The organism is Eikenella sp. Marseille-P7795 (genome assembly GCF_916618725.1).
GTDB classification, from domain to species: Bacteria; Pseudomonadota; Gammaproteobacteria; order Burkholderiales; family Neisseriaceae; genus Eikenella; species Eikenella longinqua.
In genome coordinates, this window is record NZ_CAKAJZ010000003.1 from 24,948 (window position 1) to 38,367 (window position 13,420).

Below are 13,420 nucleotides of genomic sequence, written 5' to 3' on the forward strand. Positions count from 1 at the left end.
TTCCACGGCACCGTTTCGAAATTGGTTGGACTGATTGGTTTTGAGACGTGTCGTTTTTATTCGGGAGCGGAATTGTTCTTTAACAGTGAGATTACCGATAAGTGTGGATGTTTCGGCATCCGCACTGCTAAGAGAAGACAAGACGATGTTTTAGACATTGATCTGTTGGTTTCTTTGAAGCAGACCAGAAGTTTAAAGTTAGAGATTGAACATAAGAGTTTGATCCTGGCTCAGATTGAACGCTGGCGGCATGCTTTACACATGCAAGTCGAACGGCAGCGGAGGAGTGCTTGCACTTCTGCCGGCGAGTGGCGAACGGGTGAGTAACATATCGGAACGTGCCGAGTAGTGGGGGATAACCAATCGAAAGATTGGCTAATACCGCATACGCTCTGAGGAGGAAAGCAGGGGACCGAAAGGCCTTGCGCTATTTGAGCGGCCGATATCTGATTAGCTAGTTGGTGGGGTAAAGGCCTACCAAGGCGACGATCAGTAGCGGGTCTGAGAGGACGATCCGCCACACTGGGACTGAGACACGGCCCAGACTCCTACGGGAGGCAGCAGTGGGGAATTTTGGACAATGGGGGCAACCCTGATCCAGCCATGCCGCGTGTATGAAGAAGGCCTTCGGGTTGTAAAGTACTTTTGTTCGGGAAGAAAAGGGGACGGTTAATACCCGTTTCTGCTGACGGTACCGAAAGAATAAGCACCGGCTAACTACGTGCCAGCAGCCGCGGTAATACGTAGGGTGCGAGCGTTAATCGGAATTACTGGGCGTAAAGCGAGCGCAGACGGTTATTTAAGCAGGATGTGAAATCCCCGGGCTTAACCTGGGAACTGCGTTCTGAACTGGATGGCTAGAGTGTGTCAGAGGGGGGTAGAATTCCACGTGTAGCAGTGAAATGCGTAGAGATGTGGAGGAATACCGATGGCGAAGGCAGCCCCCTGGGATAACACTGACGTTCATGCTCGAAAGCGTGGGTAGCAAACAGGATTAGATACCCTGGTAGTCCACGCCCTAAACGATGTCGATTAGCTGTTGGGCAGCTTGACTGCTTAGTAGCGTAGCTAACGCGTGAAATCGACCGCCTGGGGAGTACGGTCGCAAGATTAAAACTCAAAGGAATTGACGGGGACCCGCACAAGCGGTGGATGATGTGGATTAATTCGATGCAACGCGAAGAACCTTACCTGGTCTTGACATGTACGGAACCTTCCAGAGACGGAAGGGTGCCTTCGGGAGCCGTAACACAGGTGCTGCATGGCTGTCGTCAGCTCGTGTCGTGAGATGTTGGGTTAAGTCCCGCAACGAGCGCAACCCTTGTCATTAGTTGCCATCATTTAGTTGGGCACTCTAATGAGACTGCCGGTGACAAACCGGAGGAAGGTGGGGATGACGTCAAGTCCTCATGGCCCTTATGACCAGGGCTTCACACGTCATACAATGGTCGGTACAGAGGGTAGCCAAGCCGCGAGGCGGAGCCAATCCCAGAAAACCGATCGTAGTCCGGATTGCACTCTGCAACTCGAGTGCATGAAGTCGGAATCGCTAGTAATCGCAGGTCAGCATACTGCGGTGAATACGTTCCCGGGTCTTGTACACACCGCCCGTCACACCATGGGAGTGGGGGATACCAGAAGCAGGTAGGCTAACCGCGAGGAGGCCGCTTGCCACGGTATGCTTCATGACTGGGGTGAAGTCGTAACAAGGTAGCCGTAGGGGAACCTGCGGCTGGATCACCTCCTTTCTAGAGAAAAGCGGGGCAGGAGCATCCACACCTATCGGTAATCACACAGATGCAAGAGAAGACCTTGGGTTTGTAGCTCAGCTGGTTAGAGCACACGCTTGATAAGCGTGGGGTCGGAGGTTCAAGTCCTCCCAGACCCACCACCACGCTGAAGCCAGAGGCAGAGCAGTAGAAACGCCCGAGGAGAGAGGTAAGGGGGCATAGCTCAGTTGGTAGAGCACCTGCTTTGCAAGCAGGGGGTCATCGGTTCGATCCCGTTTGCCTCCACCACAGACCCAGCACTTTTCAAATCAAAGCGAACCGCTTTCAGGCCACTTGAAAGCAGCTGGTTTTGATTTGCGAAGCGCAAGCGACGCATCGATCTTTAACAAATTGGCAAGCCGAAATCAATAAACAAACGAAGTAAGAGGGGGTGTGCCCCACTTACTGAAATTTGGGTAATGATTGTATTGACCGGATCCTGAGACAAAAGGCAGGATTCGGACACAACAAGCAGTAAGCTTTATCAGAGTAGAGGCCTTAAGTCCCGACTGTCGTCAACGCAGGGAGGGCAAAGTCAGAAAGGCACTTCAAATGATAGAGTCAAGTGAATAAGTGCATCAGGTGGATGCCTTGGCGATGATAGGCGACGAAGGACGTGTAAGCCTGCGAAAAGCATCGGGGAGCTGGCAATAGAGCTATGATCCGGTGATGTCCGAATGGGGAAACCCACCGTATTTTGTACGGTATCCTTATCCGAATCCATAGGGTAAGCGAAGCGAACCCGGAGAACTGAACCATCTCAGTACCCGGAGGAAAAGAAATCAACCGAGATTCCGCAAGTAGTGGCGAGCGAACGCGGAGGAGCCTGTATACGATAGCTGTTGAGATAGAAGAAGGAAATGGAAAGTTCCGCCATAGTGGGTGATAGCCCCGTATTCGAAATCTCGGTAGTGGTACTAGGTATACGACAAGTAGGGCGGGACACGAGAAATCCTGTCTGAAGATGGGGGGACCATCCTCCAAGGCTAAATACTCATCATCGACCGATAGTGAACCAGTACCGTGAGGGAAAGGCGAAAAGAACCCCGGGAGGGGAGTGAAATAGAACCTGAAACCTGATGCATACAAACAGTGGGAGCCCCAGATTTAAGTATCTTGGTTCTTTCAGCGAGCGAGCAGCGAGCTAAAAGCAGACTAAGGAGTGAAACTGGCAGATTTAAGCAAGATAGCAGGATGCTTAAATCTGGGGTGACTGCGTACCTTTTGTATAATGGGTCAACGACTTACGTTCAGTAGCGAGCTTAACCGGATAGGGGAGGCGTAGGGAAACCGAGTCTTAATAGGGCGACGAGTTGCTGGGCGTAGACCCGAAACCGAGTGATCTATCCATGGCCAGGTTGAAGGTGCCGTAACAGGTACTGGAGGACCGAACCCACGCATGTTGCAAAATGCGGGGATGAGCTGTGGATAGGGGTGAAAGGCTAAACAAACTCGGAGATAGCTGGTTCTCCCCGAAAACTATTTAGGTAGTGCCTCATGTATCACTTCCGGGGGTAAAGCACTGTTATGGCTAGGGGGTCATTGCGACTTACCAACCCATGGCAAACTCAGAATACTGGAAAGTGTGAGCATGGGAGACAGACAGCGGGTGCTAACGTCCGTTGTCGAAAGGGAAACAACCCAGACCGCCAGCTAAGGTCCCAAATGATAGATTAAGTGGTAAACGAAGTGGGAAGGCTTAGACAGCCAGGATGTTGGCTTAGAAGCAGCCATCATTTAAAGAAAGCGTAATAGCTCACTGGTCGAGTCATCCTGCGCGGAAGATGTAACGGGGCTCAAATCTATAACCGAAGCTGCGGATGCACGCTTCATTAAAACAGCTTACCGGAGCGAAGCGACGGAAAGCGCCCATCAAAGTCGAGCGTGACGGATGGTGGAAGCAGAGTTGTTTTAATGAAGCGTGCATGGTAGGGGAGCGTTCTGTAGGCCTGAGAAGGCGTATCGTAAGGTATGCTGGAGGTATCAGAAGTGCGAATGTTGACATGAGTAGCGATAAAGCGGGTGAAAAGCCCGCTCGCCGAAAGCCCAAGGTTTCCTGCGCAACGTTCATCGGCGCAGGGTGAGTCGGCCCCTAAGGCGAGGCAGAGATGCGTAGTCGATGGGAAACGGGTTAATATTCCCGTACTTGATTTAAGTGCGACGTGGGGACGGAGAAGGTTAGGTCAGCAAACTGTTGGAATAGTTTGTTCAAGCCGGTAGGTGGAAGGACTAGGCAAATCCGGTTCTTCGAAACACCGAGAAGCGATAACGAGCATCTACGGATGCGAAGTGACCGATACCACGCTTCCAGGAAAAGCCACTAAGCTTCAGCTTAAATCGAACCGTACCGCAAACCGACACAGGTGGGCAGGATGAGAATTCTAAGGCGCTTGAGAGAACTCGGGAGAAGGAACTCGGCAAATTGATACCGTAACTTCGGGAGAAGGTATGCCCTTCGACGTTAAGCCTTCGCGGCGTAAGCGTTGGAGGGTCGCAGAGAATCGGTGGCTGCGACTGTTTATTAAAAACACAGCACTCTGCAAACACGAAAGTGGACGTATAGGGTGTGACGCCTGCCCGGTGCTGGAAGGTTAATTGAAGATGTGAGAGCATCGGATCGAAGCCCCAGTAAACGGCGGCCGTAACTATAACGGTCCTAAGGTAGCGAAATTCCTTGTCGGGTAAGTTCCGACCCGCACGAATGGCGTAACGATGGCCACACTGTCTCCTCCCGAGACTCAGCGAAGTTGAAGTGGTTGTGAAGATGCAATCTACCCGCTGCTAGACGGAAAGACCCCGTGAACCTTTACTGTAGCTTTGCATTGGACTTTGAAGTCACTTGTGTAGGATAGGTGGGAGGCTTAGAAGCAGAGACGCCAGTTTCTGTGGAGCCGTCCTTGAAATACCACCCTGGTGACTTTGAGGTTCTAACCCAGGTCCGTGATCCGGATCGGGGACCGTGCATGGTAGGCAGTTTGACTGGGGCGGTCTCCTCCCAAAGAGTAACGGAGGAGTTCGAAGGTTACCTAGGTCCGGTCGGAAATCGGACTGATAGTGCAATGGCAAAAGGTAGCTTAACTGCGAGACCGACAAGTCGAGCAGGTGCGAAAGCAGGACATAGTGATCCGGTGGTTCTGAATGGAAGGGCCATCGCTCAACGGATAAAAGGTACTCCGGGGATAACAGGCTGATTCCGCCCAAGAGTTCATATCGACGGCGGAGTTTGGCACCTCGATGTCGGCTCATCACATCCTGGGGCTGTAGTCGGTCCCAAGGGTATGGCTGTTCGCCATTTAAAGTGGTACGTGAGCTGGGTTTAAAACGTCGTGAGACAGTTTGGTCCCTATCTGCAGTGGGCGTTGGAAGTTTGACAGGGGCTGCTCCTAGTACGAGAGGACCGGAGTGGACGAACCTCTGGTGTACCGGTTGTCACGCCAGTGGCATCGCCGGGTAGCTAAGTTCGGGAAGGATAAGCGCTGAAAGCATCTAAGCGCGAAACCTGCCTGGAGATGAGACTTCCCTTGTGGTATAACCACACTAAAGAGTCGTTCTAGACCAGGACGTTGATAGGTGGGGTGTGGAAGCGCGGCAACGCGTGCAGCTAACCCATACTAATTGCTCGTGAGGCTTGACTCTATCATTTGAAGTGCTTTGCGGTGGCTGGCCACCGGAGAGGACGGAAGATAAAGCTTACTGGAAAGAGATACACATTACCCGACGGTCGAACCTTGAGAGAGTTTGGCCGGAGAAGATTGATTGGCCGATAGCGATATCGGCGGCTTGACGATTTGTACAGTTTAGTTTGGCGGCCATAGCGGTTTGGTCCCACGCCTTCCCATCCCGAACAGGACCGTGAAACGAACCAGCGCCGATGATAGTACGGATACCCGTGCGAAAGTAGGACACTGCCAAACACCTATTCCGACACCCCGGCTTAATCAGCCGGGGTGTTTCCTTGTGGGGGACAAGCGAATTTCAGAGAAAATCTTGAGGAATAAAGTAGGGGAGAACATGTAGCGGCGGCGAGTTGTGGTTCAGTTTATACGAGGCAAAGCAGCCAAAGGCCCTGAAAAGTTTCAGGTAGCCTTTGCTTATGCTGTATGGGGAAAACAGCGAACAGGCTTGGACTTATTTGCCTGCTGCTTTCTCAGGTGGGGCGATGGCCTTGTCGGGACTGCCGGCGGGGGGCAGGGTGGCGTTGCCGGCGTTGCGGTCCATGCGGATGTCGCCGGTATAAACGGCGCCGTCTTCCACTTGCAGCGATTGGGTGCGGATGTTGCCGGTTACCCGGGCGTTCGGCTTCAGGTGGAGCGCTGTATGACTTTTTCTATTTTGTTTGCAACAATCAAACGCCCTAACCAGTTTCAACTGGTTAGGGCGTTTGATCTCTCACTGAGAGGGTTAGGAGCTACCTGAAAAACCTGCTCAGTCGCGTTGGGTTTCGATTTGCTGCAACTCTTGCGGCTGGAGTGCGGCGGTAGGTGCAGTCGAAGCTAGATCGGATCTGCGTTTGCCGCGTGGTAGCTCAGGCTCTGCGGAGTGCTGCTCGGCGGCGGGTAGGGCAGAAGGATCGGTTTGAACCAACACTAGGCCGCCCAAATCGAAGCTGCTAGGAGGAGTGGTGGCAACTGGTGAAGATGCCACAGGCAACTCCGTGCTGGTTTCATGCTGCTGCTCGGTATGGCCAATCACAGCGGCAGTGGCGGCTTCCACAGCCTCGGCTGCTGCTTGGATAGAGGCGGCCCCTTCTTCTACTGTGCTAACAGTGGCAGCCTCGGTGCCCGCGGCTTCTTCCTGTGCGAATACAAAAGTGGGGGTGGCGGCATCGCTTTCCTCCGCTACATCCGGAATGGTGATGACCAAGGGCTGGCTGTTGTCTGCGCTGTCAGCAGGCTGCAGTACTTCGTATGCTGCGGTAGCAGGCTCTTCGGTTTGCAGCCCTAATACGACGGCGGCGGAAGCCTGCACCAGCTCGGCTTGCAGCTGGATATCGAGATATTGGATGATTTTTTGTGCCGAAGGGATGTTGCGCTGGCGGCCGCGGCCTTTGCCGTTGCGCTGACTGCCAGATTGACGGTCGCGGCCGTTGCGGCGCTCGCTACGCTCATTGTTGCGCTCGCTGCGTTCGCCGTTATCGCGTTTTTCTGCCGGAGCACGCACTTCGCTGCCGATTTCTTCGGCACTGCTTACGGCCTGCAAGTCGGCACTATCGGCTAAGGAGGCTACCTGAACGGTATTGTCTTTGTGCTGGCGGCGGCGCTGGCGCGGGTTGTTTTGCGCAGAATCGCTTTGAGCGGTTTCCGGCTGCGTTACGTTGCGCTCAAGCACTTCGGCAGCGCCTTCCCGTCGGCTGCCATTTTGGCTGCGCTGCGGGTTGCGGTTATTACGGCGGTTGCGGTTGGATTGCTGCTGGCAGTTGCGGTTGCCGCCGCTACGGCTGTTGGTTTGCGGCTGGGCTTCGGTTTTGCTTTCGCTGCCGCCGAACAGTTTGGCAAACCAGGCGCCGATGCCAACGAGCAGGCCGGGTTCGGCAGGCTGTTGAACCACGGGGGCGGGACTGCTGTGCTTGATGCCTTTTACGGCCGGCTCGGGTTTGACCGGTTTGGCCTGCTGGCCAAGTTCTAGAGTAGGCTCGTCGTTTTCTGCCACTTCCATCTGTTTGTAGCTCGGTTCGGCATCATCGTCCACGTCGTCGGGGCGCACGCGGGTGATATTGTAGTGCGGGTTTTCCAGATGGGTGTTGGGAATCATCAAGATGGATACATCCAGCCGCTCTTCCAGGCCGAACAGTTCGGCGCGTTTTTCGTTGAGCAGGAAGGTGGCCACGTCCACCGGCACTTGGGCGTGCACTTCTTCGGTGTTGTCCTTCATCGCTTCTTCTTGAATGATACGCAACACATGCAGGGCGGTGGATTCAATGCCGCGGATTACGCCGGTGCCGGCGCAGCGCGGGCAGGCCACATGGCTGCTTTCGCCCAAAGAGGGGCGCAAGCGCTGGCGGGAAAGCTCAAGCAGGCCGAAGCGGGAGAGTTTGCCCATCTGCACACGGGCGCGGTCTTTCTTCAGCGCGTCGCGCAAGGTGTTTTCCACGTCGCGTTGGTGCTTGGGGTTTTCCATGTCGATGAAGTCGATCACGATTAGGCCGCCCAAGTCGCGCAGGCGCATTTGGCGCGCCACTTCTTCGGCGGCTTCCATATTGGTTTCGAAGGCGGTTTCTTCAATGTCGGCGCCGCGGGTGGAGCGGGCGGAGTTCACGTCCACGGAAACCAGCGCTTCGGTGTGGTCGATCACGATGGCGCCGCCGGAGGGCAGACTCACGGAGCGCGAGAAGGCGCTTTCAATCTGGTGCTCGATTTGGAAGCGGGAGAAGAGCGGGATGTGGTCGCTGTAGTATTTGAGCTTGCCCACGTTGTGCGGCATCACATAGCTCATGAATTCCTGCACTTGGCCGAACACTTCGCGGTTGTCGATAAGGATTTCGCCGATGTCGGAGCGGTAGTGGTCGCGGATGGCGCGGATGAGCAGTGAGCTTTCCATAAACAGCAGGTAGGGATCCTGATGCGCGTTGCCGGCTTCTTCGATGGCGCGCCACAATTGCAGCAGATAGTTGAAATCCCATTGCAGCTCTTCCACGCTGCGGCCGATGCCGGCCGTGCGGGCGATGAGGCTCATGCCGTGCGGCACGTCCAGCTGGCTCATGGCGGCTTTGAGCTCTTGGCGCTCTTCGCCTTCGATACGGCGGGAAATGCCACCGCCGCGCGGGTTGTTGGGCATGAGCACGAGATAGCGGCCGGCCAGGCTGATGAAGGTGGTGAGCGCCGCGCCTTTGTTGCCGCGTTCGTCTTTTCCCACCTGCACGATAACCTGCATGCCTTCCTGCAATACCTCTTGGATGCGGGCGCGGCCGCCTTCGTAGTCTTGGAAATAGGCGCGGGAAACTTCTTTGAAGGGGAGGAAGCCATGGCGGTCGGTGCCGTAGTCCACGAAGCAGGCTTCGAGCGAGGGCTCGATGCGGGTGATGATGCCTTTGTAGATATTGCCTTTGCGCTGTTCTTTGCCTAGCGTTTCAATATCCAAATCGAGCAGGTTTTGCCCGTCCACGATCGCCACGCGCAGCTCTTCGGCCTGGGTGGCGTTAAACAACATGCGTTTCATGATATTGCTAACCTTTTGCGTTGGTTTGCAATTCCGAAGCGTGGTAATCAGTTTGGCGATGTTCTGCCGCCGCTTGGGGCTACCTGAAAAACCGAGCGGCGTATGCGTTCGGGATGGCGGCCGGCTTGGGTGCGGCGGGCGGAAATCGGTAAAGAAGGAATGAAAGAACGAGGGCTGTGGCATGGCTGCCGCACGGCCGCTGACTGGCGGCGGGTGATTTAAAGCTGCCGGAAGCATGGCCAGCGCTGCGTATTCGGACGCGGCGGCAGGGTGCCTGCGGCGGATAAAATTCGGTATGCGATCTTCTTTATGCCCGGCAGCAGGGCGGCGGCGCTGTGCCGCGTCTTGGGCCGCTGTGGCTGCCGGAGCGGTGAAACTCAATTACTCTTTAATTTGCCTGAAATTAACGGCAGGCAAAGGAAAGCCGTTCGGAATTGTCTTTTTACGATAAAATAAACAGTAATAATAAACTTGCTGAAAGCGGCGGCTACTTTCGCTTCGGCTTCGTTGGGTGGCGCAGAATGTTTGCCGCGCCGCATGTTTGAACTTCGTGAAGCCCGTTTTTCAGGTAGCCTCAAGCGCTCTCCCAGCAAGAAGCGGATTATAGAGAAAATGCCAGCAATTAGCAAAAATTCAGTTAATTATTTAACCATCGACGAAGCCGCCGCCGGCCAGCGTCTGGATAACTTTTTAATCCGGCAGCTCAAGGGCGTGCCCAAAAGCCATATCCACCGCATCATCCGCGGCGGCGAAGTGCGTGTGAACAAAAAACGCGCGGCCGCTGACAGCCGCTTGGCCGCGGGCGACGAAGTGCGCATTCCGCCTGTGCGGCTGGCGCAGAAAACCGAGCAGCAGGCCGCCGTGCCGCCGCGCGAGTTTGAAATTGTGTTTGAAGACGAGCATTTGCTGGTGGTGGACAAGCCTTCAGGCGTGGCGGTGCACGGCGGCAGCGGCGTGAGTTTCGGCGTGATCGAGCAGCTGCGCCGCGCCCGGCCGCAGGCGCGCTATTTGGAATTGGTGCACCGGCTGGACAAGGATACCAGCGGGCTGTTGGTGGTGGCCAAGCGGCGCAGCGCGCTGGTGAAGCTGCACGAAGCCTGGCGCAACGACCAGCCGAAGAAGGTGTATTTGGCGCTGGGCGTGGGCGCGTGGCCGCAGGAGGTGCGGCAGGTGAAGCTGCCGCTGTTTAAATACACCGGCGCGGCGGGCGAGAAGATGGTGCGCGTGAGCGAAGAAGGGCAGAGCGCACACACGCTGTTTCGCGAATTGGAGCGGTTTGGCGGCACGCCGCTGCATGCGGTGGGGCTTTCCGCGTTGAGCCTGATGGAGGCCACGCTGCGCACCGGTCGCACGCACCAAATCCGCGTGCACATGCAGTCGCAAAGCTGCCCCATTGCCGGCGACGAGCGCTACGGCGACTACACCGCCAACCGCCGCCTGAAAAAGCTCGGCCTCAAGCGCATGTTTCTGCACGCGCACCGCTTGGAGCTGGCGCACCCGGCAAGCGGCGAAACACTGGTGCTGACCGCGCCGCTGCCGGAGGAATTGCAGCAGGTGTTGGCAAACCTGCGGCAGGGTGCAGCGCAGGATGAGGCTACCTGAAAAATGGCGGCTCGTTGTTTCGGAGGTTCGTTTTCGGTTTTCAGGTGGCCTGTTAGCCGTTTGACAAGAAAGGAAAAAAGGAAAATATGCAGCAAAACAATCAATCGCCCAAATTCAAAGTGATCCTGCCCGAGGGCTTTTCTTTGGAACGCCCGAAGCAGGTTATTACCCAGCCTGCCGACAGCGGCCGCGCGGATATTGAGGAAATCATCCGGCAGGAGCGGGTGTGCCGAGAAGCCGAGGCGGAGGTAGACGAGCTGATGTTGAACATGCTGCGCGGTGCGGGGCGCGGTTTGAAGTAGGGCGGCGGAAGGGCTACCTGAAAAATGGGAATGGCGGTTTTGCCGTGTTGCCGTTGCGTTTGGTTTTGCGGAAATTTGCGGAGTTGGTTTTCAGGTAGCCTGTGGAGAAACGAGGAGCTGGATGATGGATGAATCACCGCGTATCAGTTTTTTCCGTTGTAGCCTGCGGTTTCTGCCGAAGGCGGCTTTTTTGCTGGGGTTTGCATGGTTGCTGCTGAGCCTGTCGCATTATTCCGTGCATGACATGTGGGATTATGTGTTGCTGCTGGGGGTGTTTGCCTTGCCGGGCGGGCTGCTTGTGCTGTGTTGGCTGCGCTGCATTGCGGGCTTTCGGCCGGTTGTATTCACGTGGGAGGGCGTGGAGCTGCGCTCGATGTGGGGCCGGAAGCGGTTGGTGCGGTGGCGGGATATTGAGGATGTGCGCATTCACGAGATACGCGCCCAAGGCTGGACTTCGGAAGGGGTGCATCTGGTTTTGCGGGGCGATAGCCGCTATCCGCCGTATGATTGCCGCTATGCGGAGAGCCGGAAAACGGTAGCGATTTTTTATGGCAATATCATGGCGGGCGGCTGCCAGGGTTTGATCGATGCGCTGTGGGAAGGCCTCCGGCGGTATGGGACGGGCGGCAGCGGGTTGAGGTGATATTGGCAGATTGGTTTTCAGGTAGCCTCTGGCGGCGGGGAGGCTACCTGAAAAGTGAGCGGCATGGCAGGAGAGGTTGATGCAAAAAGCTTTTTATTTGAGCGTGTGGCGTTCTTTGGGATGGCTGATGCTTGGCGCGATGTTAATCATGGTGGTGAGCGCCGTGTTTTTTAGTGTGATACTGGGCAGTGTGATGCTGGGCATGCCGATATCAGAGCTTTGGTTTGTGCTGCTGGCGGCGGAGCTGCCGGTATTGCTTGTTGTGGTGTTTGTTTTGTTTCGGCAGCCGGTGATCCGCATGGATAATCGGGGCATTGAGGTAAACGATGTGTTGTTGCTGTCCTCGCAGCGGCGCAAATGGTCGGTGAGCTGGCAGGCGGTGTCGGATATTTTTATTTACAAGGTTGTTCCCCGCGAAGGCTTGAAGGATCACTATTATGTGAAGGTGGCTTATGACGGCGAGGAATGCCTGATACATTCCAGCGCGGTAATCCGGGAGGGCGCGCGGGCTGTGCGCGATGAATTGCTGTCGGCGTGGTTGGATTACCGAATCGGTGTGTCCCGCCGAACTCCTTATACGGCACAAACGCTATACCGCATCCATCTTGGAGAGCTCAATGGTTTGATTCGGCAGATGGTGCAATCGACAAAATTTGTGTGGCAGAAGTCGCCGGAATGTTCCAGAAACTTACGGGCAAGATTTGTGTTCCGGCATGATTTTTTCAGCAGGGAGGCCTTTGATCTGGTTTACGACGAGAAATGGGGCAAGCTGGGCATTTGGCAAAAAGACAGCCGCCTTCCGCCAAAAAATCTGCCTGCGATTGAGGCGGAAATGGTTTATCTGCTCAACTGTTATCTGTTTTTGTGGAAACACCCCGAGCGCGAGGAAGTGGTTTTTTCATGAGTAGATGACTTGGCGGCAGAGGGTGTGAACCATAGCGAATTAAAATAAGAATGCTATTGCATTGGCTCGCTGCCTTGCCTCTTCTTAATTTGAATCCGCTATATCTTGCAGCCGATGTTTTCAGGTAGCCTCAGACGGCGGAGGAGGCTACCTGAAAAATAAGAATGACGTTTCTCTACATTATTGCTGTATTTTCAGGTAGCCTTTGGCGGGCATGATTTGGGCAAAAAAATGAAGCGGAAGATTTATTTCAGCTGGTGGCATTCCCTGCCTTTGCTGTTGCTGGGCGGGTTTGCTGCGCTTTTCTGCTGCGGCTTGCTGTATATGGCGGCAGCGGGAGAGGCAGTGTTCGGGAGCGCGAGCGGCTGGTTTTTGCTGCTGCGCAAGCCGGTGATTTCGATGGATGAGCAAGGCATTACGGTACATGATGCGCTCAATTTTTCAGATAAGCACCGCCGTTGGTCTGCCCGATGGGACAATATCACAGAGGTGGGCTGGGGCGAGGAAGAGCTGAAAAAACAGCATCCTTTCCTCGGCCTGCTGTTCCGGCCGCGCATTGGGGTGCGGATTAAACGCCGCCATGTGGCGTATGGCGAGCGGCACGATTATGTGGTGGTGTCCAGCAGCCTGATGCAGGGTCGGGAGAAAGGCGTGCGGCAGGCCGTGCTGGCCGGGTGGCGGCGCTATAAAGCCGGCATCTCGGATAAAATCCCCTACACCGCAGAAACGCTTTACCGCATCCGCCAAGAAGATTTCGCCACTCTGATTTGGCATTTGGACGAAACGCCCCAATTCGTGCTGTTGGATTTGGAACAAGGCGTGCCCACCAAGCATGATTTGGTGTATCGCTACCAATTCAAGCAGCTATTTAGAAACGAAAAGCTGAAAATCCATTACAATAGGCCGCAACGGCAATTGAAGATTACTCAGGAAGACGGCGTGAGTGCGCCGAAACATCTGCCTGCCATTGAGGCGGAAATGCTGCGCATCGTGAATCTATATTTATATGACTGATTGCAGTATTCCAGGCTCATCAAATTGATTG

The 13,420-nt window shown here is 55.2% G+C and carries 7 protein-coding genes, 2 tRNA genes and 3 rRNA genes; 10 read left to right on the forward strand and 2 right to left on the reverse strand.

The window, feature by feature from the left end:
* Positions 1–207 precede the first annotated feature (207 nt).
* The 5 genes from LG371_RS06480 (at position 208) to rrf (ending at position 5,683) form a co-directional block, all read left to right on the forward strand.
* Positions 208–1,748 (forward strand): 16S ribosomal RNA (locus LG371_RS06480).
* A 66-nt stretch (positions 1,749–1,814) separates the two neighbouring features.
* Positions 1,815–1,891 (forward strand) — tRNA-Ile (locus LG371_RS06485).
* Between the two features lie 51 nt (positions 1,892–1,942).
* A tRNA-Ala gene (locus tag LG371_RS06490) sits at positions 1,943–2,018 on the forward strand.
* A gap of 310 nt (positions 2,019–2,328) precedes the next feature.
* Positions 2,329–5,405 (forward strand): 23S ribosomal RNA (locus LG371_RS06495).
* Between the two features lie 165 nt (positions 5,406–5,570).
* Positions 5,571–5,683: ribosomal RNA gene (gene rrf, locus LG371_RS06500) — 5S ribosomal RNA — on the forward strand.
* Together the 16S, 23S and 5S rRNA genes with 2 tRNA genes alongside form the textbook arrangement of a ribosomal RNA operon.
* Before the next feature lie 214 nt (positions 5,684–5,897).
* On the opposite strand, the gene LG371_RS06505 is transcribed toward rrf, so the two are convergent.
* Together LG371_RS06505 and LG371_RS06510 are read right to left on the reverse strand one after the other, a co-directional pair.
* On the reverse strand, positions 5,898–6,137 hold the full coding sequence (locus LG371_RS06505) for a polymer-forming cytoskeletal protein (protein WP_225748079.1): 240 nt from the start codon (positions 6,135–6,137) through the stop codon (positions 5,898–5,900).
* Positions 6,138–6,194: 57 nt separating this feature from the next.
* Positions 6,195–8,924 (reverse strand): Rne/Rng family ribonuclease, encoded by a 2,730-nt coding sequence (locus LG371_RS06510; protein WP_225748080.1) that lies wholly within the window; start codon positions 8,922–8,924, stop codon positions 6,195–6,197.
* A 612-nt stretch (positions 8,925–9,536) separates the two neighbouring features.
* On the opposite strand from LG371_RS06510, the gene LG371_RS06515 reads away from it, so the two are divergent.
* The 5 genes from LG371_RS06515 (at position 9,537) to LG371_RS06535 (ending at position 13,389) form a co-directional block, all read left to right on the forward strand.
* On the forward strand, positions 9,537–10,526 hold the full coding sequence (locus LG371_RS06515; protein WP_067594343.1) for an RluA family pseudouridine synthase: 990 nt from the start codon (positions 9,537–9,539) through the stop codon (positions 10,524–10,526).
* An 86-nt stretch (positions 10,527–10,612) separates the two neighbouring features.
* Complete coding sequence (locus LG371_RS06520; protein ID WP_225748081.1) at positions 10,613–10,828, forward strand: hypothetical protein; 216 nt, start codon at positions 10,613–10,615, stop codon at positions 10,826–10,828.
* A gap of 121 nt (positions 10,829–10,949) precedes the next feature.
* Complete coding sequence (locus LG371_RS06525) at positions 10,950–11,471, forward strand: hypothetical protein (protein ID WP_225748082.1); 522 nt, start codon at positions 10,950–10,952, stop codon at positions 11,469–11,471.
* Positions 11,472–11,550: 79 nt separating this feature from the next.
* Positions 11,551–12,375 carry a hypothetical protein gene (locus LG371_RS06530; RefSeq protein WP_067594349.1) on the forward strand — a complete coding sequence of 275 codons (825 nt, stop codon included), beginning with the start codon at positions 11,551–11,553 and terminating at the stop codon, positions 12,373–12,375.
* Positions 12,376–12,606: 231 nt separating this feature from the next.
* Positions 12,607–13,389, forward strand: coding sequence for a hypothetical protein (locus tag LG371_RS06535; RefSeq protein ID WP_225748083.1), 783 nt, complete (start codon positions 12,607–12,609; stop codon positions 13,387–13,389).
* Positions 13,390–13,420: the final 31 nt, after the last annotated feature.